The organism is Bradyrhizobium genosp. SA-3, assembly GCF_004212635.1.
Taxonomy (GTDB): domain Bacteria; phylum Pseudomonadota; class Alphaproteobacteria; order Rhizobiales; family Xanthobacteraceae; genus Bradyrhizobium.
Map to the genome: position 1 here is coordinate 1 of NZ_PSRT01000041.1, position 21,808 is coordinate 21,808.

General features: G+C 63.1%; 22 protein-coding genes and 2 pseudogenes. 15 read left to right on the plus strand and 9 right to left on the minus strand.

Annotation, left to right across the window (positions count from 1 at the left end):
* From CWO91_RS44315 to CWO91_RS16105, 5 genes and pseudogenes are all read left to right on the plus strand, one after another.
* A pseudogene (locus tag CWO91_RS44315) lies at positions 1-147 on the plus strand (small ribosomal subunit Rsm22 family protein); the annotation flags it as partial.
* A 138-nt stretch (positions 148-285) separates the two neighbouring features.
* Positions 286-846: a LemA family protein gene (locus tag CWO91_RS16090; protein ID WP_130214311.1), complete on the plus strand. Its 561-nt coding sequence runs from the start codon at positions 286-288 to the stop codon at positions 844-846.
* A 33-nt stretch (positions 847-879) separates the two neighbouring features.
* Positions 880-2,115: a M48 family metallopeptidase gene (locus CWO91_RS16095; RefSeq protein WP_130214312.1), complete on the plus strand. Its 1,236-nt coding sequence runs from the start codon at positions 880-882 to the stop codon at positions 2,113-2,115.
* Between the two features lie 195 nt (positions 2,116-2,310).
* Positions 2,311-3,063: a hypothetical protein gene (locus CWO91_RS16100; protein ID WP_130214313.1), complete on the plus strand. Its 753-nt coding sequence runs from the start codon at positions 2,311-2,313 to the stop codon at positions 3,061-3,063.
* Positions 3,064-3,122: 59 nt separating this feature from the next.
* The gene (locus CWO91_RS16105) at positions 3,123-3,791 is read left to right on the plus strand and encodes a hypothetical protein (RefSeq protein ID WP_165405494.1); all 669 of its coding nucleotides are present in this window, start codon (positions 3,123-3,125) and stop codon (positions 3,789-3,791) included.
* 175 nt (positions 3,792-3,966) lie between these two features.
* On the opposite strand, the gene CWO91_RS16110 is transcribed toward CWO91_RS16105, so the two are convergent.
* The 5 genes from CWO91_RS16110 to petA all read right to left on the minus strand — a co-directional run bounded on the left by CWO91_RS16110 (position 3,967) and on the right by petA (position 10,750).
* Positions 3,967-4,506, minus strand: a complete 540-nt coding sequence (locus CWO91_RS16110; protein WP_128935586.1) for an adenine phosphoribosyltransferase — start codon at positions 4,504-4,506, stop codon at positions 3,967-3,969.
* Positions 4,507-4,696: 190 nt separating this feature from the next.
* Positions 4,697-6,862, minus strand: a complete 2,166-nt coding sequence (locus tag CWO91_RS16115) for an anthranilate synthase component I (RefSeq protein ID WP_130214314.1) — start codon at positions 6,860-6,862, stop codon at positions 4,697-4,699.
* Between the two features lie 306 nt (positions 6,863-7,168).
* Positions 7,169-7,843: a dienelactone hydrolase family protein gene (locus CWO91_RS16120; protein WP_130214315.1), complete on the minus strand. Its 675-nt coding sequence runs from the start codon at positions 7,841-7,843 to the stop codon at positions 7,169-7,171.
* Positions 7,844-8,084: 241 nt separating this feature from the next.
* Positions 8,085-10,157, minus strand: coding sequence for a cytochrome b/c1 (fbcH, locus tag CWO91_RS16125; RefSeq protein ID WP_130214316.1), 2,073 nt, complete (start codon positions 10,155-10,157; stop codon positions 8,085-8,087).
* Between the two features lie 62 nt (positions 10,158-10,219).
* On the minus strand, positions 10,220-10,750 hold the full coding sequence (gene petA, locus CWO91_RS16130) for a ubiquinol-cytochrome c reductase iron-sulfur subunit (protein ID WP_091894240.1): 531 nt from the start codon (positions 10,748-10,750) through the stop codon (positions 10,220-10,222).
* Positions 10,751-11,027: 277 nt separating this feature from the next.
* Here petA and CWO91_RS16135 point away from each other — a divergent pair, with 277 nt between their 5' ends.
* The 6 genes from CWO91_RS16135 to CWO91_RS16160 all read left to right on the plus strand — a co-directional run bounded on the left by CWO91_RS16135 (position 11,028) and on the right by CWO91_RS16160 (position 14,781).
* Positions 11,028-11,495 (plus strand): tRNA (cytidine(34)-2'-O)-methyltransferase, encoded by a 468-nt coding sequence (locus tag CWO91_RS16135; protein ID WP_130214317.1) that lies wholly within the window; start codon positions 11,028-11,030, stop codon positions 11,493-11,495.
* A 10-nt stretch (positions 11,496-11,505) separates the two neighbouring features.
* A complete protein-coding gene (queE, locus tag CWO91_RS16140) occupies positions 11,506-12,138 on the plus strand; it encodes a 7-carboxy-7-deazaguanine synthase (RefSeq protein ID WP_130214318.1) in 633 nt (210 codons plus the stop codon).
* A 16-nt stretch (positions 12,139-12,154) separates the two neighbouring features.
* Positions 12,155-12,520 (plus strand): 6-pyruvoyl trahydropterin synthase family protein, encoded by a 366-nt coding sequence (locus tag CWO91_RS16145; RefSeq protein WP_130214319.1) that lies wholly within the window; start codon positions 12,155-12,157, stop codon positions 12,518-12,520.
* A gap of 120 nt (positions 12,521-12,640) precedes the next feature.
* On the plus strand, positions 12,641-13,528 hold the full coding sequence (gene hemF, locus CWO91_RS16150; protein ID WP_130214320.1) for an oxygen-dependent coproporphyrinogen oxidase: 888 nt from the start codon (positions 12,641-12,643) through the stop codon (positions 13,526-13,528).
* Positions 13,519-14,262, plus strand: a complete 744-nt coding sequence (locus tag CWO91_RS16155; RefSeq protein WP_130214321.1) for an HAD family hydrolase — start codon at positions 13,519-13,521, stop codon at positions 14,260-14,262. Before hemF ends, CWO91_RS16155 begins: the two co-directional genes overlap by 10 nt.
* 309 nt (positions 14,263-14,571) lie before the next feature.
* Positions 14,572-14,781: a YodC family protein gene (locus CWO91_RS16160; RefSeq protein WP_130214322.1), complete on the plus strand. Its 210-nt coding sequence runs from the start codon at positions 14,572-14,574 to the stop codon at positions 14,779-14,781.
* 217 nt (positions 14,782-14,998) lie between these two features.
* Here CWO91_RS16160 and CWO91_RS16165 read toward each other — a convergent pair whose 3' ends face one another.
* The gene (locus CWO91_RS16165) at positions 14,999-15,229 is read right to left on the minus strand and encodes a hypothetical protein (protein ID WP_130214323.1); all 231 of its coding nucleotides are present in this window, start codon (positions 15,227-15,229) and stop codon (positions 14,999-15,001) included.
* A 131-nt stretch (positions 15,230-15,360) separates the two neighbouring features.
* On the opposite strand from CWO91_RS16165, the pseudogene CWO91_RS45245 reads away from it, so the two are divergent.
* Positions 15,361-15,504, plus strand: a pseudogene (locus tag CWO91_RS45245) (hypothetical protein); the annotation flags it as partial.
* Between the two features lie 56 nt (positions 15,505-15,560).
* Here CWO91_RS45245 and CWO91_RS43735 read toward each other — a convergent pair.
* From CWO91_RS43735 to CWO91_RS16180, 3 genes are all read right to left on the minus strand, one after another.
* A complete protein-coding gene (locus CWO91_RS43735; protein ID WP_208753035.1) occupies positions 15,561-15,983 on the minus strand; it encodes a hypothetical protein in 423 nt (140 codons plus the stop codon).
* A 6-nt stretch (positions 15,984-15,989) separates the two neighbouring features.
* Positions 15,990-16,211, minus strand: a complete 222-nt coding sequence (locus tag CWO91_RS16175; RefSeq protein WP_128935602.1) for a hypothetical protein — start codon at positions 16,209-16,211, stop codon at positions 15,990-15,992.
* A 270-nt stretch (positions 16,212-16,481) separates the two neighbouring features.
* Positions 16,482-17,573, minus strand: coding sequence for a TRAP transporter substrate-binding protein (locus tag CWO91_RS16180; RefSeq protein WP_130214358.1), 1,092 nt, complete (start codon positions 17,571-17,573; stop codon positions 16,482-16,484).
* Positions 17,574-18,283: 710 nt separating this feature from the next.
* Here CWO91_RS16180 and CWO91_RS16185 point away from each other — a divergent pair.
* From CWO91_RS16185 to CWO91_RS16195, 3 genes are all read left to right on the plus strand, one after another.
* A complete protein-coding gene (locus tag CWO91_RS16185; protein ID WP_130214325.1) occupies positions 18,284-19,081 on the plus strand; it encodes a Crp/Fnr family transcriptional regulator in 798 nt (265 codons plus the stop codon).
* Positions 19,082-19,303: 222 nt separating this feature from the next.
* The gene (locus CWO91_RS16190; RefSeq protein ID WP_130214326.1) at positions 19,304-20,647 is read left to right on the plus strand and encodes an extracellular solute-binding protein; all 1,344 of its coding nucleotides are present in this window, start codon (positions 19,304-19,306) and stop codon (positions 20,645-20,647) included.
* Between the two features lie 131 nt (positions 20,648-20,778).
* Positions 20,779-21,807 carry an ABC transporter ATP-binding protein gene (locus CWO91_RS16195; protein WP_130214327.1) on the plus strand — a complete coding sequence of 343 codons (1,029 nt, stop codon included), beginning with the start codon at positions 20,779-20,781 and terminating at the stop codon, positions 21,805-21,807.
* Position 21,808: the final 1 nt, after the last annotated feature.

Genomic DNA, 21,808 nt, shown 5'->3' on the forward strand with positions numbered 1-21,808 from the left:
CCGCCGGACGTCGGCAAGGCCGAGATCACGGCAAAGCTCTGCACCGAGGCTGGGGTCGCGCTGACGAAAGTCCCACGACGCGACAAGCCGGCCTATGCGGACGCCCGGCGCTGGCGCTGGGGCGATGCGATCATGTCCGAAAGTTAACCTCGTCCGGCACTTTGGCCTTGAACTTGAGTGGTTCCTGATCCGACCAAGCCTTACCTTCCCTCTGCGCCAGGCTCTCGCTTCGCGCCAATTTGGTCTACCCTAGCGCCCGCCTTCTTCCCCCTTCAGGAGTTCTCCATGTCGACCGGCTGGATCGTTCTCGGCGTCATTGTCGTCCTCGTGTTCCTGGCCTTCAGTGCCTACAACCGCCTGGTGGCGCTGAGCCAGCGTGTCGGCCAGGCCTTTGCCGACATCGACGTGCAGCTCAAGCAGCGCCACGATTTGATCCCGAACCTGGTCGAGACGGTGAAGGGTTACGCTTCGCACGAGCGCGGCACGCTCGACGACGTCATCAAGGCGCGCAACTCGGCGATGTCGGCGCAGGGACCGGCGCAGGTATCCGCGGCCGAGAACCAGCTGTCCGGCGCGCTCGGCCGGCTGATCGCTCTGTCGGAGGCCTATCCCGACCTCAAGGCCAACGCCAATTTCCAGCAGCTCGCATCCGAGCTCTCCGACCTCGAGAACAAGATCGCGGCGAGCCGCCGCTTCTTCAACAACGCGGTCCAGGAATACAACACCGGCATCCAGCAGATGCCCGCCGCCTTGTTCGCCGGCATGTTCGGCTTCACCAGGAAGGAGTTCTTCGATCTCGGCACCAGGCGTACCGAGGTCGAGGCGGCGCCGCAGGTGAAGTTCTGATTTGAGCCGATAGGCCGGCAGGGCACCCGCGTCATGGCCGCGTATGGTCTCTACACGCACATCGCCTCGAACAAGTTTCGTTCGATGCTGCTGCTCGCCGGCCTGTTCATGCTGGTCTACGTGCTGGTCTATGCCGGCGCGCTGGTCGCCGAGGTCGTCATCAACGGCAATGGCACGGTGGCCTACTATCTGAGCCGCGCCTTCGCCGACCTGCTCAAAGCCGCGCCCTTCGCGACCATTGCGGCGATCGCCTGGATCGCGATCGCCTATTTCTTCCACCAGTCGATGATCGACGCCGTGACCGGCGGCCACGACGTCACCCGGCAGGAGGAGCCGCGGCTCTACAATCTGCTCGAAAACCTCTGTATCTCGCGCGGCATCACCATGCCGAAGGTGAAGATCATGGAGAGCCCGGCGCTGAACGCGTTCGCGACCGGCCTCAATCCGCGGCAATATTCGATCACCGTCACCACCGGTCTCCTCGATGCGCTGAACGACAAGGAGATCGAGGCGGTGCTGGGCCACGAGCTGACCCACATCAAGAACGGCGACGTGCAGCTCATGGTGGTCGCCGTCATCATCGCCGGCGTGGTCGGCTTCTTCGGTGAATTGTTCTTCCGCCTGTTCACGAGCTTTGACTGGAGCCCCAGCTCCGGCGGCTCGTGGTCCTCAGGCTCCTCCTCGTCGTCGCGGTCGTCCTCGTCATCGAGCGACAGCAAGAGCTCCGGCGGCGGCGCAATCATCGTCATCATCATCGCGGTCGTGCTGATCGTGCTGGCCTGGCTGCTGTCGCAGGTGGTCAAGCTCGCGCTGTCGCGGTCACGCGAATATCTCGCCGACGCCGGCTCGGTCGAGCTGACGAAAGACCCCGACGCGATGATCTCGGCGCTGCGCAAGATCGAGGGCCGCGGCGAGCTGCCCGGCGCGACCTCGGCCGTGATGGAGCTCTGCGTCGACAACCCGCGCGAGGGCTTTGCCGATCTGTTCGCGACCCACCCCTCGGTGCAGTCCCGGGTCGACGCGCTGGTCAAGTTTGCCGGCGGCCGCGACCCCGGTCCCCTGCCGACGCTCGCGGAGGAGACGGAAGAGCCGGGGGCGCAAGCCGACCGGCAGGACGCCCCGCCGCCGCTGCGCCATGGCCCGTGGGATGACGCCGACGGATCGGCCAGCCCGCCGCCCGTACCCGCACCCAATCCCTCCGGAACCGCCTCCAGCAACCCGGCGGGCAATCCAATGGGTCATTCTATGGGGCCTTGGGGCCGCCACTGAGCACCTGATTCCCGCCACACGCGGCGAGTTTCGCCGCGATTGGGAAAAACCTCGGGAATTGGCCTAACTGCATGCCGGGGAATTGAATTCTCCCTTGTTTCTGCCATGTTCGCGCCCAACAGCAGACTTGGGACATCGATTTGGGGCCCGGCCGATTGCGACCTCGCGATCGGGGGCGTGCGTTAGGGGACAGCAATGGCAAAGCCGGCAGTGGTTGTGGTGGGCGCGGACAAGGGCGGGGTCGGCAAGACCACGGTATCGCGCACCCTGCTCGATTATTTCTCCGCCAACAACGTGCCGACGCGCGCGTTCGACACGGAATCCCCGCGCGGAACGCTGAAGCGCTTCCACCCCGACATCACCGAGATCGTCGACATGATGACGACGGCCGACCAGATGAAGATCTTCGACACGCTCAACGCGGCGAGCCCGTCGGTGACCGTGATCGACGTCCGCGCCGGCCTGCTCTCGCCGGCACTGGCGTCACTGCGCGACATCGGTTTCCTCGACGCCGCCAAGGCCGGCCAGATCACCTTCGCGGTGTTCCACATCCTGGGCCCCTCGATCGCCTCGCTGGACGAGATCGCCGAGACCGCGGGTTTCATGGCCGGCGCAAAATACTTCCTGGTCAAGAACTTCATCAACGACACCCAGTTCTTCCAATGGGACCAGTCGACCTACAATTCCTACTTCCACCGCATCAAGGACGCGACCGAGCTGACGATCCCCAAGCTCAACGAAATGGCCTATGAGCAGGTCGAGGTGTCTTCCGTCCCGTTCCTGAAATTCGTCGCCAACAAGGGCATGAACGACGACGCCGCGAACTATTCGTTCGTGCTGCGCGGCTATGTCCGGCATTGGCTAGCGAACGTCTGGAGCGAGTTCGACCGGATCCGGCTGACCGACATCGTCGGATCGAAACCAGTGACCAGCAACAGCGAAAAATAGTTGCGCAAGCAGGGCTGATACGGCTGGATTGGGCGACAAGCTCGCTCAGATAATGCGTGATGCCCGCGACACCAGTCTACATCATCTGCTCGCCCCGCCCGCAGGTCGGCAAGACCCTGCTGGCGCGGCTATTGAGCGAATTCCTGCTGCTCAAGAACGGCAACGTGGCGGCCTTCGATGTCAACCTGAAGGAGCCGTCGCTGCTGGACTACTTGCCGAAGATCACCGAGACTGCCGACGTGATCGACACCTACGGCAAGATGCAGCTGATGGACCGTGTCATCGTCGATGACGGCCTTGCCAAGGTGATCGACCTCGGCTTCCACGCCTTCGACGAGTTCTTCAAGATGACCGACGAGATCGGCCTGCTCAAGGAGGCGGCCCGCCGTCACGTCGCGCCTCAGATCCTGTTCGTCGCCGACACCGACCGCGTCTCGGCCCGCGCCCATGAGATGCTGCGCGGGCAGATCCCGCGTATGAACCTGATCACGGTCGACAACGAATATGTCGTGCGCGGCGAGCTGCCGCCCGCAATGGCCGGCGGCCGGCTGTTCCGCCTGCCCGCGCTCCCCGGCTTCCTGAAGACCTATATCGATCGGCTGACCTTCTCCTTCACCGGCTATCTGCGCCAGGAGAAGGACGCCTCGACCGAGCTGCACCAATGGACCCGGCGGAACTACATCGCCTTCCGGGAGCTCGAGCTAAACCTGATCCTGCAGCGGTCCTGAACTTTCAGCCGCGAACTGCAATCCGGGTGAGGGGCCGCGGCAACCAGTAAGACCGGACCCCCTCACCCGGATCGCATCTTGCGATGCGATCCGACCTCTCCCTACGGGAGAGGTGAACCGAGGCCGCAGCAGCCGGCGGGGGTACAGAATAAACCGGGCGATATTCCTCGCCCGCTCAGTGCCCCTCGAACGTCATCAGCGTGCGCACGGGCACGTCCATGGCTCGCAGCTTGGCGGCGCCGCCGAGTTCGGGCAGGTCGATGATGAAGCAGGCCGCGACGACATTGGCGCCGATCTGGCGCAACAGCTTCACCGCGCCCTCCGCGGTGCCGCCGGTGGCGATGAGATCGTCGACCAGGATCACCCGCTCGCCGGGCAGGATGGCGTCGACATGCATCTCCATCTCGTCGATGCCGTATTCGAGCGAGTAAGCGATGCGCACGGTGGTGTGCGGCAGCTTGCCTTTCTTGCGGATCGGCACGAAGCCGGCCGAGAGCTGATGCGCCACCGCGCCGCCGAGGATGAAGCCGCGCGCCTCCATGCCGGCGACCTTGTCGATCTTGTTGCCGGCCCAGGGATTGACGAGTTCGTCGACCGCGCGGCGGAAGGCACGCGCATCCGCAAGCAAGGTCGTGATGTCGCGGAACATGATCCCCGGCTTGGGATAGTCGGGAATGGTGCGGACGCTCGCCTTCAGATCGTGGTCAAAGGTCATGGTTATCTCGCTCTGGCTTTTCCACCGTCATTGCGAGCCACCGGGTCCGCGCAAAGCGCGGCCCGATGACAGGCTCCGCGAAGCAATCCAGGATCGTCTCCACGGAGGCAGTCTGGATTGCTTCGTCGCCAGCGCAAAATTGCTTCGCAATTTTGTCGCGGGCTCCTCGCAATGACGGTCCTTACTCAATTCAATTCGCTCCAGCATCCAGCCGGAACGCATTCTCGACAATACGCAGCCCCACCTCGCCGCCAAGCGACATCAGCGATTCCGGGTGGAATTGCACGCCGGCGACCGGCAGGGTCTTGTGCTCCAGCGCCATGGCGACGCCGTCCTCGGTGCTGGCGGTGACGCTCAGAACTTCGGGCATGCTGTCCGGCTCGACAAAGAGCGAGTGATAGCGGCCGATGACAATCTCGTTCGGCAGATTGCGCATCAGCCGTCCGCCGCGCACCTGCACCCGCGAGGGCCGGCCGTGGGCGGGATGGGTGAGCTGACCGAGCTCGCCGCCAAAATATTCGCCGATCGCCTGCACGCCGAGGCAGACGCCGAACACCGGCAGCTTCTTCTCCAGCGCCGCGTCGATGGTCTTCTTGATCGCGAAATCCTCAGGCCTGCCGGGGCCGGGCGACAGAACCAGCAAATCCCACCTCTTCTGCTTGAGCATGTCGAGGGCATGCACATAGCGGACCACGGTAACGCTGGCACCGACCTGGCGGAAATAGTCGGCAAGCATATGGACAAAACTGTCGTCGTGATCGATCAGCAGCACCTGCTTGCCGCTTCCGGTCGCATCGGGCGCAAAGGTCGACAGCGGCTTTGCCGGATCGCCGCGCAGCGCCTGGAACAGGGCAGCGGCCTTGACCTGGCATTCGCGGTCCTCGGCGGCGGGATCGGAATCGAACAGGCAGGTCGCGCCGACACGCACTTCAGCCAAGCCATCCTTCATGCGGATGGTGCGGATGGTCAGGCCAGTGTTGATGCTGCCGTCGAAATTCACCGCGCCGATCGCGCCGGCATACCAGCGCCGCGGCGAGCGCTCGTGATCCTCGACGAACTGCATTGCCCAGAGCTTTGGCGCACCTGTCACAGTCACGGCCCAGGCATGGGTGAGGAAGGCGTCGAGCGCGTCGAAGCCGGGGCGCAGCATGCCTTCGACATGATCGACGGTGTGGAACAGTTTCGAGTAAGTCTCGATCTGCCGCCGCGCCAGCACCTTGATCGTGCCGGGCACGCAGACGCGCGCCTTGTCGTTGCGGTCGACGTCGGTGCACATGTTGAGCTCGAACTCGTCCTTCTCCGAGTTCAGGAGCTGGCGGATCTGCTCGGCGTCGCCGATCGCATCGGTGCCGCGCGCGATCGTGCCTGATATCGGGCAGGTCTCGACGCGGCGGCCGTCCGAGCGCACGAACATCTCCGGCGAGGCCGAGACGAGAAACTCGCCCTCGCCGAGATTCATCAGCGCGCCGTAGGGCGACGGGTTGATGACGCAGAGGCGCTGGAACACTTCGGCGGGCGAGCGGTCGCAGGGCTCGGCGAAGAGCTGCCCCGGCACGGCTTCAAAGAGATCGCCGCGCGCAAAGGCCGCGCGCGCGGTCTCGACGGTGGCTTGGTATTCGCCAGGGGCGTGATCGGCAAAACCCTGGCGCGGCGTCTTCAGATACGGGCTGTCGGCGGTCTCGCGCGGCAGGCCTTCGGTCGACTTGCCCTTCCAGGCGAAATCGTAAGTGAGCACCACGCCGCGGCCGGTGGCGCGATCATAGGCGAGCAGGCGATCGGGCACATAGAGCACGATGTCGCGCTGATCGCTCTCTCGCGCGCGCTTCTGCACGAGGTCCTCGATCTGGAAGACGAGGTCGTAGGCGAAGGCGCCGAACAGGCCGAGCAGGCCGTCGTCATTGGCGGAGAAGGCGGCGACGAGATCGCGCACCAGCGACATCACGCTGGCACGCCGGGTGCGCTGGTCCTCCTCGACCGGCGCGTCGCCGCGGATGATGTGACCTGCAAGCCGCGTGGCCGTCTTCTCGGAGATCACCACGCAGGGCTCGCGCAGGACTTCGGCGAGGAAGGCGATCAGAACCTGCCCGCGTTCGCTCAGCGCTTCCAGCTTGAAATTGACGCCCGATGTCTCGAGCTTGAGCGGCGGGTCGGAGAAGCCGAGATCGAAGCTCTCATAGCGGCCCGGCACGGTCGTGCCCGAGGACAGCACCACGCCGCGGCGGCGGTCGAGCAGGCTGACGAGGTCGTCGAGCCGGCTCGCGCCGCCGGTGAACTGCTCGGCCACGCGCGTGATCGCGAGACCCGCACGGGTCACATAGTCGCTTCTGGCCGGGAGGGCAAAAACTGTCCTGTTCATGTCGTCCTCTTACGAAACTTGCCGAGGAAACGCCACACAGGACAAACGATCAGGCCGCCGCACTGCGTTGGCGACCTCAGACGATTTGGGAAAGGAAAATCGCACCGGCCACCTCGTTAGGAGGTGCGCCACCAAAGACGGGCTGGGCGGAAGGCGGTGCTCATGGGGCGGATACTCACCATGGCGCGGGGGCGGCGTCAAGAGTGAGGCAAGACGTAGCCCGGATGGAGCGTAAGCGTAATCCGGGGTTCGCGCCACAATTGGAAAGTCCCGGATTACGCTGCGCTCCGTCCGGGCTACGAGCGATTACCCCAGATGCTTCCGGAAAAACTCCGTCGCCCTGCCCCAGGCGAGCTCGGCGGCTTCGCGGTCGTGCACGGCCTGGCGCTGCTCGTTGACGAAGGCGTGCTCGGCGTCATAGCGGAACAGCTCCAGCGACTTGCCGGCGGTCTTCATGGCCTTTTCGAAGCCGTTGACCAGCTCCGGCGTGCACCAATCGTCCTTGTTGGCGAAGTGGGCCTGGAGCGGGATCTTGACGTCGGCGGGCTTGGCCGCCTGCTCGGGCGGGATGCCGTAGAACACGACGCCGGCCGCGAGCTCCGGGATCTTGGTCGCCCCGATGATGGTGACGGCGCCGCCGAGGCAGAAGCCTGTTAGCCCGACCTTGGCGCCGTTGCGCGACAGATATTGCGTGGCGCCGCGCACGGTCTGCGTGGTGACGTCCATGAAGTCGAGCGAGTTCATCTCCTTGTTGGCGCTGTCCGTGTCGTGATAGGGCACCACCTTGCCCTTGTAGAGATCGGGTGCCAGCGCGTCGAAGCCGGCGAGCGCAAAGCGATCGCACAGGCCCTTGATCTGGTCCGACAGGCCCCACCACTCCTGGATCACAACCACGCCCGGCGCGTTGCCGCGCCCGGCATTGGCGAGATAGCCCGAGGCGTCCTTGCCGTCCGGTCGCTTGAAGGTGATGCTGGTTCCCATGGTGTCCTCCGACGAGTTTGGGGGGAGCGGTTGTGGGTATTCTGGCGGGTGCAAGAGGATGACGCAATCCACACTCACGTCATTCCGGGGCGCCCGAAGGGGCGAACCCGGAATCCATCAGGCTACAGCATTGGTGAAGGAATGGATTCCGGGCTCGATGCTACGCATCGCCCCGGAATGACAGCCCAACAAAAAAGCCCCCTCGCGGGGGCTTCTTCATTTTCGACTCGTCTCGCGCCACTCAGTGCGAGCCGGCCCAGACCTTCTTCTTGGTGAAGTACATCAGGCCCGCGAAGATGATGAGGAACACGAACACCTGGAAGCCGAGGCGCTTGCGCGCTTCCATGTGCGGCTCTGCGGTCCACATCAGGAACGTGGTGACGTCCTTGGCGTACTGCGCGACCGTGGTCGGCGAGCCATCATCGTAGGTCACCTGGCCGTCGCTGAGCGGCTTCGGCATCTTGATGGCGTGACCCGGGAAGTACTTGTTGTAATAGGAGCCCTCCGGGATGGTGACGCCTTCCGGCGCCTTGTCCTCAAACCCCTGAAGCACGGCCGCGACGTAATCCGGACCCTGCTCCTGGTACTGGGTGAAGAAGTCGAAGATGAACCAGGGAAAGCCGCGCTTATAAGAGCGCGCCTTGGTGATCAGGGACAGGTCCGGAGGCGCCGCCCCGCCGTTCGCCGCACGCGCCGCCTGCTCGTTCGGGAATGGCGAGGGGAAATAGTCCGCCGGCCGGCCCGGGCGCTCGAACATGTCGCCCGCATCGTTCGGGCCGTCCTTGACCTTGTACTCGGACGCAAACGCCGCCGCCTGCGCCACCGAATAGCCGGGGCCGCCGGCTTCCGCGAGGTTGCGGAAGGCGATGTAGGACAGGCCGTGGCAGCTGGCGCAGACTTCCTTGTAGACCTTCAGGCCACGCTGGAGCGCGCCGCGGTCGAACTTACCGAAAGGGCCCGAGAACGACCATTTGTTGGCCGGCGGGATGTCGTTGCCTTCAGACGCTTTCGCACTGTCGATCGAGCCCGCGAACAACGAACCGGCGAGCGCCAGCATGATCGCGGTCGACACCATCGGCGTCGATCTGCTCCCGGTTTTGGCCAGCACCGCATCCGAGATCGAGTTCGGAACCGGTCGCGGCTTCTCGATGCGCGCGAGCAGCGGCAGCACGATCAGGAAGTAGGCGAAGTAGCAGACCGTCAGCACCCGGCCGGCAATCACGTAAATGCCTTCCGGCGGCTGCGCGCCGAGATAGCCGAGCAGGATGCAGACCACGACGAAGATCCAGAAGAACTGCTTGGCCAGCGGACGGTACTTCGACGACCTCGTCCTGGCGCTGTCGAGCCAGGGCAGGAAGGCGAGGATGATGATCGCCCCGAACATCGCGATGACCCCCGCGAGCTTGTTCGGGATCGAGCGCAGGATCGCGTAGAACGGCAGGTAGTACCATTCCGGCACGATGTGCGGCGGCGTCACGCCCGGGTTCGCCGGAATGTAGTTGTCGGCCTCCATCAAGTAGTTGGGCATGTAGAAGATGAACCACGCGAAGAGGATCATGAAGCAGGCGACGCCGAACATGTCCTTGATGGTCGCGTGCGGCGTGAACGGCACCGTGTCCTTTTCCGTCTTCGGCTCGACGCCGTCGGGGTTGTTCTGGCCGGCGACATGCAGTGCCCAGACGTGGAGCACGACCACGCCCGCGATCAGGAACGGCAGCAGGTAATGCAGCGAGAAGAAGCGGTTCAGCGTCGGGTTGCCGACCGCGTAGCCGCCCCAGAGCAGCGTCACGATGCTCTCGCCGACATAGGGAATGGCGGAGAACAGATTGGTGATGACGGTGGCGCCCCAGAAGCTCATCTGGCCCCATGGTAGCGCATAGCCAAGGAAACCGGTCGCCATCATGAGCAGGTAGATGATGACGCCGAGGATCCACAGCACCTCGCGCGGCTCCTTGTACGACCCGTAGTAAAGGCCGCGGAACATGTGGACGTAGACGGCGACAAAGAACATCGACGCGCCGCTGGCGTGCATATAGCGCATAAGCCAGCCATAGTTGACGTCGCGCATGATCAACTCGACCGACTTGAAGGCGAGATCGGCGTTCGCCGTGTAGTGCATCGCCAGGATCACGCCGGTCACGATCTGCACCGCCAGCATGAAGGAGAGGATGGCGCCGAAGGTCCACCAATAGTTCAGGTTGCGCGGGGTGGGATAGGCGACGAAGGAGGAATGGATGAGACCAAAGATCGGCAGACGCCGCTCGATCCATTGCAGGGCCGGATTGCTCGGCTGGTAGTCGGATGGTCCGCTCATGATGCGATCCTGAGGAAATAGTACGACGAGACGGCGCGAAGCTTCGGACGCGGGTCCGAAGCTCAGCCGATCTGGATTTTGGTGTCGGAAACGAACTGGTACGGCGGCACCGGCAGGTTCGCGGGCGCGGGCCCCTGGCGGATGCGGCCGGACGAATCGTACTGCGACCCATGGCAGGGGCAGAAGAACCCGTCGTAATTGCCCTCATGAGCGATCGGGATGCAGCCGAGATGGGTGCAGATGCCGATCACGACCAGCCACTGCTCGTGGCCGGACTTGACCCGGGCTTCGTCGGACTGCGGATCGGGCAGGCTCGCCACGTTGACGGCGCGCGCTTCATCGATCTGCTTCTTGGTGCGGTGGCTGATGTAGATGGGCTTGCCGCGCCAGAACACCTTGATGTCCTGGCCCTCGGCGATCGGGCTGAGATCGACCTCGATCGGCGCACCGGCGGCGATGGTCGAGGCATCCGGATTCATTTGCGAGATAAAGGGCCAGAGCGCAGCCGCGCTCCCTACTGCTGCGGCTGCCCCCGTTGCAACGAATAAGAAATCACGGCGTGTCGGATGGTCCGCCGAAGACGCTGTCGTCACGATTCCAACCCTTTCTTCTTATGCGACCGGTCGAACCGCTCCGGGGGGCGCCCATGAGGTCCCCGGAAGGCTGCCGGCGCCCGCGGCCCCCCGCGGCGGCAGAACTTTGCTTGCTCGCGCCCAAACGGGGAAAACAGCAGTCCAGAATCGTTCTATTGGCACCCTTGCCGGGCGAGCGCAAGCCCGCTATCGGCGCGGGAGCGTGCAATGCACGAATTCCCGGGCGAGCGATGTTTTATTGAGACATTTTGCCCCCGCAACCAACCTGCCACAGCCCATGCAGATAGCGCTTTTCCAACCCGACATTCCCCAGAACACCGGCACGATTCTCAGGCTCTGCGCCTGTCTGGGCGTGGCCGCTCACATCATCGAACCGGCAGGGTTCCCCGTCTCGGACCGCTCGTTCCGCCGGGCGGGAATGGACTACCTCGACCAGGTCAGCATCACCCGGCACGACTCCTGGGCGAGATTCGAGGACTGGCGTGCGGCACAAGGCCACCGCCTGCTGCTGTTCACCACCAAAGGTGCCACCGACTATCGCGATTTCCGTTACCAGACGTCGGACATCCTGCTATTCGGACGCGAGAGCGCCGGCGTCACCGATGCGGTGCTCGAGGCCGCGGACGCGCGGCTGGTGATTCCGATCCGGGCCGGCCTGCGGTCGCTCAATGTGGCCATGACCGCGGCGATGGCCGCCGGCGAGGCGCTGCGCCAGATCCGGAACCCCGAAGGTCCAAAGGATTGAGGAGAGAGAGTTGAGTTACGCGGTCAAGGAAATCTTCCTGACCCTGCAAGGCGAAGGCGCCCATGCCGGGCGCGCGTCCGTGTTCTGCCGTTTTGCCGGCTGCAACCTCTGGAGCGGCCGCGAGGCGGACCGCAGCGAGGCGACCTGCAAGTTCTGCGACACGGATTTCGTCGGCACCGACGGCACGCTCGGCGGCCGCTACGCCTCGGCTGCGGAACTCGCCGACACCATCGCCGCGCAATGGGCCGCATCCACCGCCAACCGCTACGTGGTGCTGACCGGCGGCGAGCCGCTGCTCCAGGTCGACGCCGCCTTGATCGACGCGCTGCACGCCCGCGGCTTCGAGATCGGCGTCGAGACCAACGGCACGATTGCCGCCCCGGACGGGCTCGACTGGATCTGTGTCAGCCCCAAGGGCGGCAGCGAGCTCGTGCTCCGCCGCGGCCACGAGCTGAAGCTGGTCTACCCGCAGGCGCTCGCCGCGCCCGAAGCCTTCGAAGGCCTCGCCTTCGAGCGCTTCTCCCTGCAGCCGATGGACGGACCTGAGATCGCCCAAAACACCGCGCGTGCGATCGACTATTGCCTGCGCCATCCGCAATGGCGGTTGAGCGTGCAGACACATAAATCGCTCGGCATCAGATAGGATTGTTGACGGACAGATGTGGGAATTGACGAAATCGTTCCGCTTCGAGGCGGCGCACTCTTTGTCGGGCACGACGTTCGGTGCGGCGAGCGAAGAGATCCACGGCCACTCCTTCCGCGCCGAGGTAACGGTTCGCGGCACGCCAGATCCCAACACTGGCATGGTCGTCGACCTCGGGCTCCTTCAGCGCGCCATCGAGGACGTGCGCCTGATGCTGGACCACAAATACCTCAACAAGATCGAGGCGCTGGGCACCCCGACGCTGGAAAACCTCTCGCGCTTCGTCTGGGACAGGCTGGCCCATATCGACAAGCTCACCCGCGTCAGCATCCACCGCGACAGTTGCAACGAGAGCTGCACCTATTACGGTCCGCAAGAGTGAGATTCGTAGGGTGGGCAAAGCGCAAGCGTGCCCACCAATCAGGATCACGACAAGAAATGGTGGGCACGGCGCAAGGGCGCCTTTGCCCACCCTACGGCAGGTTCGTTTCGGGAATTGAGTATGGACGCCTCAACAATCGAAGGCCGCAAGGCCCGTGCCCGCACCTGGTTCGAAGCCTTGCGCGACGACATCTGCGCGAGCTTCGAGCGGCTGGAAGACGACGCGCCGCAAAACCTCTATCCGGGCGAAGCCGGCCGCTTCAAGCGCACGCCGTGGCAGCGCACCGATCATACCGGCGCGGCCGGAGGTGGCGGCGTGATGTCGATGATGCATGGCCGCCTGTTCGAGAAGGTCGGCGTGCATTGCTCGACCGTTCACGGCGAGTTCGCCCCCGAGTTTCGTGCTCAGATCCCCGGCGCCGCGGAGGATCCAAAATTCTGGGCCTCCGGCATCTCGCTGATCGCGCATCTGCGCAATCCGCATGTGCCCGCGGTGCACATGAACACGCGCTTCGTCGTCACCACAAAAGCCTGGTTCGGCGGCGGCGCCGACCTGACGCCGGTGCTCGACCGAAGGCGCACGCAGGACGATACCGACAGCATCGCCTTCCACGCTGCCATGAGAGAGGCCTGCGCGCAGCCGAGCGGTGTCGCCGACTACGACAAGTACAGGAAGTGGTGCGACGAATATTTCTACCTGCCGCACCGCAAAGAAGCGCGCGGCATCGGCGGTATCTTCTACGACTGGCATGACAGCGGCGACTGGGACGCAGATCTTGCCTTCACCCAGGACGTCGGCCGCGCCTTCCTGAAGATCTATCCAGAGATCGTCCGGCGCAATTTCGCGACAAGCTGGACCGCTGCGGATCGCGAGGAGCAATTGATCCGGCGCGGCCGCTATGTCGAGTTCAACCTGCTCTACGACCGCGGCACCATCTTCGGGCTCAAGACCGGCGGCAATGTGGATTCGATCCTGTCGTCGCTGCCGCCGGAAGTGAAATGGCCATGAGCCTCGCCATGCCGCCGCTCCCTCGCGCCATGCTGATCGACATGGACGACACCATCCTGTCGGCCTATGGCCGGCCCGAGATCGCCTGGAATACGATCACGGCCGAGTTCGCCGAAGAACTCGCGCCGCTGCCGCCACAGCTGGTCGCAACCGCGGTGCTGGCGTTCGCGCGAAACTTCTGGGCCAACGCGGAAGCCGCATGGCGGCTGAAGCTCGCCGAAGCCCGCCACCTCACGGTCAAGGGCGGCTTTGCCGCGCTCGCGGCCGCCGGTCATCGCGCCCTGCCCGACGATCTCGCCATCCGCATCGCCGACCGTTTCACCGCCTATCGCGAGGAGGAGATGTTCGTCTTCCCCGGCGCGCATGAGGCGATCGACCAGCTGAAGGCGCTCGGCATCAAGCTCGCCCTGGTGACCAACGGCGCCGCCGACACCCAGCGCGCCAAGGTCGAGCGCTTCGAGCTCGCGCACCGCTTCCACCACATCCAGATCGAGGGCGAGCACGGCTTCGGCAAGCCCGAGGAGCGCGCCTATCTGCACGCGATGGAGGCGCTCGGTGTCACCGCTGATGACACCTGGATGATCGGCGACAACCTGGAATGGGAAGTCGTGACGCCGCAGCGCCTCGGCATCTATTCGATCTGGATCGACGTGCATGGCGACGGCCTGCCCGAAGGCTCGATCGTCAAGCCCGACCGCATCATCCGCTCGCTGACCGAGCTCCTGCCGGGGTAAACAAAGCCCCGCGAAAACAAATTATCGAAAAACAACCCCATGCACAGTAGCCGACTGCTGCAAACTCAAGGACTTACGGCAAACGCAATTCGATTTTCGATTTTACGAAATTCTTTTGACACGTCGGGCAAAACAGGGGCATGATGGCATCGTCGCGGGGTTTGCGATGAAGGCTCCCTTTGCCAGCGGCCCCGGCACTTGGGCGTTCCGTGCATGGGAATGCGCGGTCTCATCCACCGCCCCCGTTTTCCGGATGTCATGACAAATTGCTAGCTTCGCGTCCGGTCGATCAACGCGAAAGGACAATCCATGGAAGTGAAAGCCGGTGATGTCGTGATGCTGAAATCCGGCGGCCAGCCGCTGACGGTCGCGGAGGTCAAAGAGAACGACGTGCTCTGCCTCTGGATGGGCATGGAAGGCGATTTGTTCCGCGAGACGCTGCCGCTGGCCACGCTCGCGCGCGTGGAAGAGGAAGAAGACGACGAGGATGAAGACGAGGACGAAGACGACGAGGAGTAGGCACGCCTAAGACCGCCCCCTGGTCAGATCGGAGTGCTCGGCTCCGGCGCGCCCGATGTCCGCTTCTCTGCCACTAGCGGCGCAATAGCGGACATCGCTGAATGTCGCAGAAGGGCCAGAAGGGGACCTACCGATCAGTTCTGGCCGATCGTTTCCTCGCGATCGAACTGTCGAAATGACAGCTCGGGTCGCCATTTCGTCAGACCAGATCGGTGCTTCATCTTCGCAGCAGCGCGAACCCGATATTTGGTCCGAGCTGCTGCGTGTAAGCGAGGTTGATCCACAGCATTGCCAAAGGCTCGAGGTAGCGACTCATGGCCAGCGGGCCGGTGTCGATCGGGTCGAAACCGAGGTCTGCGACAAGCGCGATGACGATCTGCTTGGCGGGCGTATCGTCGCCGGCAAGTGCCATCATCAGCTTTCCACCGGGATAGTCGCTGTCTGCCATGTTGCGGGAGCCCGTGGTGCTGAACGCTTTGACGACGCGCGCGCTCGGCGCAAGCCGCGCTACGGTCTCGCCGCCTGAAGCGCCAAATCCGATCGCAAGCTCCCTTTCGGATTTGAGAGGATCGGTCGTGCATGGATCAGGACGCGCGTGCCCTACGGACAAGCGCTTCAGTGTTGGACGAGTTCCTGCTGACCAACACCGCCCTCCCTGGAGTGGTGATCCGCTCTCGCTATGCAGAGGATGCACTGCGTGAGGCGACAATCAAGGGCATAAGTCAGTATGTCCTTATCGGCGCCGGATTGGACAGCTTCGTGCTTCGCAGTACGTGGCGTCAACCGAGAGGTCGGGCTTGTCTGAACTGGAAAGTGCTCGGCGTGAACCTCCTGGCCACGGCGCGCGCCTTGCCCTCGCATGTTTCCAACGCAATCTTCTGGGCAAGCATGACATCTCCGATCGGCAGCGCGCCGATCGGCATGAAGCACAGCCCCTCCCGCACGCGGCCTCTTTCGTCAATCTCGCACACGTTCACCGACGTCCCGGCGTGGATCCGGTACCGCTTCCCACTTTCGCTTCCGACAACCTCGAAGTAGCCCCTCCTTGCGAACTGCTCCCGCTGCGCGGGCGATAGCCAACGCCGCAAGAGCAGCAGCGACCGCCCCTCTGGTGTGCGCTCGGCGCCGTGCCTGATGAAGAGCATTCGCGCCGCTCTCGTGCGGGAGCGGACGCCCGACGCCGACGGCCGAAAGCCGAACATGAGCGGCTAGCCGCCGATCAATCTGGGGAAAAAGAGGGTTTCATCCGCACTGGGGTCGAACGATCGGATCTGCGAGATCTGACCGGGACCCGTCCGGACCGCGGCGGTGAAGCCGGCATTCGTCAGCTCATAGAACCGCTGCTCCGCCTTCGCCACTTCCTGCAGGTCGCGGGGGTTGAAAGGGTGATGGCTGTCGCCGGTGCGGTCCATCACGATCTGAATCGCCATGATCGTCCTCCTCGGATTGACAATGGCCCAAGGGATCCTATCCAGTATCCGACTAACGTGACGAACTTTCAAGACAAGACCACTTCAATCCGAAGAGCGATCTGCTGCTGACCGCAGAAGACAACCGAGTTCTGGAAGTGTGCCATCATCGACGCGGTCAGCGCGAATACTGTCGTCGGCCCGCCATCGGGCCGCGACGGCCGGCTTCCTTCCGGCTGAAACCGATAAGACAGGTCGAAGAGTATCCCGCAGGGCCCGCGCGCGGCTCGTTCAGCCCTTCGAACGCATGCGGATCATGAATGTTTCATATGAATACTCCGCGATCTGCCACCAGAGATTCTCGTCGTTTCGAAAGTCCACTTGCGAATCGTAGATCTTCTTGAAATCAGGGTTGGACGCGGAGGTTTCCGTATTGACCTCGTTCGAAGCCTTTAGGCACGCTTCCATCACCGCCTGGCTGAACGGACGCAGAAGCGTCCCGTTGGCGACGAGCCGTTTGATGGCCGCCGGATTGCGCGCATCATAGCGCGCCTGAACGTCCATGTTCGCATAGCCGCAGGCCAGAGCGAGGAGCGACTTGTAAGCCTTTGGCAGGGCGTTCCACTTGTCCAGGTTGATGAAGAAATGCAGCGCCGTGCCACCTTCCCACCAGCCCGGATAATAGTAGTACCTCGCGACCTTGTAGAAGCCGAGCTTCTCGTCGTCATAGGGACCGACCCATTCGGTTGCGTCGATCGTGCCTTTTTCCAATGCGGGATAGATGTCGCCGCCTGCGATCTGCTGCGGAACCACGCCGAGCTTTGAAAGGGTCTTGCCCGCCCAACCGCCGATCCGCATCTTCAATCCGCTGAGATCTTCGACGCTGTTGATCTCCTTGCGGAACCAGCCGCCCATCTGAGTGCCGGTATTGCCGCCCGCAATACCGTATATGTTGTACTTCTTGCCGAACTCGTTGAGCATGTCCTGACCGCCGTGATCCTGAAACCATGCATTCTGCTGGCGCGAGTTCAGGCCGAACGGTACCGAGCAATAGAGTGCGAAGGTCGGATCCTTGCCGATGAAATAATAGGCGGCGGTGTGGCACATTTCGACCGTTGCATTGCTTACTGCATCGACAGCCTGCAAGGCAGGCACGATCTCGCCGCCTGCGAAGGGCTGAATTTGAAACTTGTTGTCGGTAGCTTCCGCAACATATTTCGCGATCGTCTCTGATGCACTGAAAGGCACATCCAGCGACTTCGGCCAACTCGTGGTGCAGCGCCACTTTAATTCAGGCATCGACTGGGCGATGGCTGGCGCAACAACGGCGGCAGACGCGGCGAGGCCGGCGCCTGCCGTACTTAGAAATTGGCGACGTTTCATGGCGTTTCCCCTGTGGATGATTGCGCATTGGGTAAAACCGCCGGCCCGCGGCCATTTCGACGGCAGTGCTCCTCCGGGGATCAATTTTTCATGCGGGCCTTTCTTGGATGAACCCGGCAGATATCAATTATATCAGACATAGGGATGCGCAGGAGATGCGGACAGCCACCACCTGCAAGTCAAATAGGACCGGATGGATTGGGAAGCGGCCACGCTGCATTGCGGCAATCTTGCGCCGACGAACCCCGCCTGAACCACTGACGGCGCGAAGCGACGCAATAAATGACATCACTTCAAATGGCATCACTTCGGCTTGCGTCGTCAGGCGAGATGGCGAGCGAAGGTCCAGGACCGCTTCGGGTCAAAACCGGCGGTCTGGACCGGTGCAAGCCGCTTCCTGTCTACTCGACGGCCGCCGCTTGGACGCGCATCGAGCTAGGCAGCATCGGGCCAATAAGCCCAATAAGCGAAGTCGGTGTAGAGCTCGATGACCGAAATCAAATCGCCTCTGACGCCCGAGTGAACAGATTGGGCCGCCAGCTTACAGCCTATTCGTTGGGGAGTTGAAGGCGCCTTTGACCGGCCGTCGCTGGATTGTCGGGTGCCGGTGACTCCAGGTCGAAGAGGGAGTAGCTTCGCGTATAGGAAGCCCCAATGCCGGCGGAACAAGGCCGGATCGGGACGCATCCGGCGGACAGCCCCATGGGATAGTGTTCAAAAGTGCGCTGAGTGGTGCCGACCGCGAGCAGACGGTGCGGGTCCAGAACCGTCTGCTGGGCGGTCTTGCGCCGGCGTCCTTTGAGCGGCTTCGTCCCTTCCTGCAGCCCGTTGCACTCAAGCGCCGGGCAATTCTTCAGGACTACCACCATCCCATCGAGCATATCTACTTCATCGAACGCGGCGTCGCCTCGCTGCTGGTGCGAACGCAGCGTGATGGTCCAGTCGGAATCGCCATGGTTGGACGGCTCGGTTTTGTCGGAGTGGCGGCGGCGCTCGGTATGCAGCGCTCACCCAATCGCTGCCTGATGTCGGTCCCCGGTTATGCATTGCGCATCGCGGTGCCGGACCTAAGCAGGGCCGCGCACAGATCCCCGGACATCCAGCAGCAGCTGTTCAGCTATATCCACGCGCTGTTGGTCCAGAATGCCCAGACAACGCTTTGCAGCGCCCGCCACAGCCTGCAGGAACGGCTGAGCCGCTGGCTGCTGCTCGCAGCCGACCGTCTGGACGACCGGATCATCCCCGTGACGCACGACATGCTGTCAGTCATTCTCGGTGTGCGACGCGCCAGCATCACGACGACGCTTGCGGAACTGGAACAGTCCGGCGGGCTCATCAGGCAGCGAGGTGGCATCGACGTGTGCGATCACGCCGCCCTCGAGCTTAGAACATGCGAATGCTATCAGATCATAGCGTCGGAATACCGGTACCTAAATCGCAGCGGCCTGCACGAGCACCGCATTTCCGCGGACGCCGACCTTATGCGCGCCTGCCTTTGCTGCGTCTGACGCAGCCATCCAAACAGCTTGCTTCCGGCCAGCGCCGCGCGACTTCCTCCGCTGTCAATCCTTGTACGGCAGCGTACCGAGTGACCGGCTTTAGTAGAAAGGCCGGTCCGGTCCTCAAAGCTATAGTGACGCCAGCGATAACAATATCCAGGGCGGAGCTAGACTGATCCCTCATCTGGATGAGCCTTTCTCCAACTGGCGATATCCGCAGGAGGAGTCCAGATGAGCACGGGCAATTTTTTGCGCGTCACGCGACGTCGTTTCCTGACACAAACTGGTCTTATCCTTGCCGCCGCTTCGGTGCCGTCCCTTGCTGCCCCATTCGTTTCCCGTGCGCTTGCCGACACCAAATCCATCTCCATCGTACAGTGGAGCCATTTCGTCCCGGAGTACGACAAGTGGTTCGATACGTTCGCAAAGGACTGGGGAGAGAAGAACCACGTCGAGGTCACTGTAGATCACATCCCGGTCGGCAACGTCGCCGCGCGTGCGGCCGCCGAAGCCTCCGCACAATCGGGCCACGATCTGTTCGGCTGGAACGGCGCAGGCGGCGCGCACCTCTACCGCAAATTCCTCATCGACGTGACGAGCCTCGTCGAGGCGACCGAGAAAAAGTACGGCAAGGTCAGCACGATCGGCCGGCAGATCGGTTATAATCAGGACGACAAGACCTGGTCTGCATTCCCCGATTTCTACATCAATTTCCCGGCCATGTATCGCAAGAGCATGTGGGACGAGATCGGGATGAAGCCGGACACGTGGGACAACGTGCGTATCGGCGGCGCCAAGCTGAAAGCCAAGGGCCATCCGGTCGGCATTTCGCTCGGACACAGCAACGACCCGAACACGACCTGGCGCGGCCTGCTCTGGAGCTTTGGCGGCGCGCTGCAGGACGCCGACGGCAAGAACGTCGTGCTCAACAGCAAGGAGACGATCGAAGCCGTCAAGTTCGTCACCGCGCTGTACAAGGAGGCGATGACGTCCGAAGTGCTGTCGTGGGACGACTCCAGCAACAATCGCTATCTTGTTTCGGGCATCGGCTCGCTGATCGTCAACCCGATCTCCGCCTATCGGACGTTCCAGAAGGCAAACAAGAAGGGCGCCGACGACACGTTCGTGATGGCTCCGCCAAGGGGGCCGGTACGCCAGATCATGGGCGGCGCTTCCGAATTCTACGGCATCTGGAAGTTCGCCAAGAACAAGGAAGGCGCAATCGAGTTCCTCAAATACTACGCCGATCATTGGCCGGAGGCGTTCAAGGCGAGCGAAGGCTACAATAACCCCTGCTTCGCCAATCTGGTGCCGAAGCCGATGCCGATCCTCTCGAACGATCCGACTTCGACGCCATCAGACAAATTAGCGGTGCTACAGGAGTCCGAGCAGTGGTCGGCCTCCCCGGGATATCCCGGCCCGTCCTGGCCCGCCGTCGACGAGGTCTATAACGACTTCGTTATCTGCGACATGATGGCAAAGGCGGCGAGCGGTCAGATGTCCGCCGAGGACTCGGTCAAATGGGCGCACCAACAGTCTGATGCCATTTTCAAGAAGTGGCACGAGAAAGCCTGAAGCCGTGTCCGGACGCAGCCCTCCTTTGCGCGCTCCGGCAGCCGGCCACGTTGCAGCTCATGGGCAAACACGATTGGCGCCCTGCCCAGCGATTGGCAGCAGAGCGCCATGCATGAGCTCCGGGAGGATCGATGGCAGCCGTATTGACCAGGGATATCGTCAAGAAGTTCGGCGAGATTAACGCCGTCAACGGCATCTCGCTGAGGGTGCCGGATGGCGAGTTCATGGTGCTGCTCGGCCCCTCGGGCTGCGGCAAGACGACGTTCCTCCGCATCATCTGCGGCCTCGAGCAACAGACCAGCGGCGACCTCCTGATCGGCGGCAATGTCGTCAACGACATCCCGCCCCGCGCCCGCGGCATTGCGATGATGTTCCAGAGCTACGGCCTTTATCCGCACTATACGGTACGTAATAACATTGCCTTTCCGCTGCGCACGCAGCGCATGCCCTCCCAGGACATCCAAAACAAGGTCGAGTGGGCCTCGCAGTTGCTCGGCATCGGCCATCTTCTCGACCGGCGGCCACGCCAGCTCTCAGGCGGCGAGCGCCAGCGTGTGGCGCTTGCGCGCGCGCTCGTTCGCGAACCGACCGCGCTTCTGCTCGACGAGCCGCTGTCCAATCTGGATGCCAAACTCCGTACCTCGGCCCGCCAGGAGATCAAGAACTTTCAGCAGCGCGTTGGCCTCACCACCATTTACGTGACCCACGACCAGATCGAAGCGATGGGCATGGGCGACCGTATCGCGGTCATCGATCATGGAAGGGTTCGGCAAGTGGGAACGCCAACCGATATCTATGAAGATCCTGCCGACCTTTTTGTCGCAACCTTTGTCGGCGCGCCGCCGATGAACATCGTCACCCGCAATGACGGCGGCTATCTCGGATTCCGGCCGGAGAATTTCTTGCCCAGGGACATGATTGAAGACGGAGGCGCGACCGAATTTCTGTTTCGCGTCGACCGTTCGGAATATCTCGGGTCCGAGCGCATTGTTTACGGCGTGATGGATGGCTTTGACTCGAAGCAGCCGATCACGGCGAAGTTGCCGCCAGCCCACGTCGCCGAAGGAAGCATTCGGCCCGGAGAGTGGCATCCATTCGCCGTGAAGAACAGCGCGCTGCGCCATTTCGACGCCAACGGCAATCGTCGCACTCGCCACTGAA